Source organism: Neobacillus sp. MER 74, from assembly GCF_023714155.1.
In genome coordinates this window covers 1-228 of sequence record NZ_JAMAUV010000141.1, presented here as the reverse complement: position 1 = coordinate 228, position 228 = coordinate 1, and the positions used below count along the sequence as shown (strand labels likewise).

Genomic DNA, 228 nt, shown 5'->3' with positions numbered 1-228 from the left:
CCTGCATGAAGCCGGAATCGCTAGTAATCGCGGATCAGCATGCCGCGGTGAATACGTTCCCGGGCCTTGTACACACCGCCCGTCACACCACGAGAGTTTGTAACACCCGAAGTCGGTGGGGTAACCGTAAGGAGCCAGCCGCCTAAGGTGGGACAGATGATTGGGGTGAAGTCGTAACAAGGTAGCCGTATCGGAAGGTGCGGCTGGATCACCTCCTTTCTAAGGATA

General features: G+C 56.6%; 1 rRNA gene. It reads left to right on the top strand.

The annotated features are described in order from the left end of the window. Window positions 1–219: ribosomal RNA gene (locus M3610_RS27900) — 16S ribosomal RNA — on the top strand; the annotation flags it as partial. Window positions 220–228 lie beyond the last annotated feature (9 nt).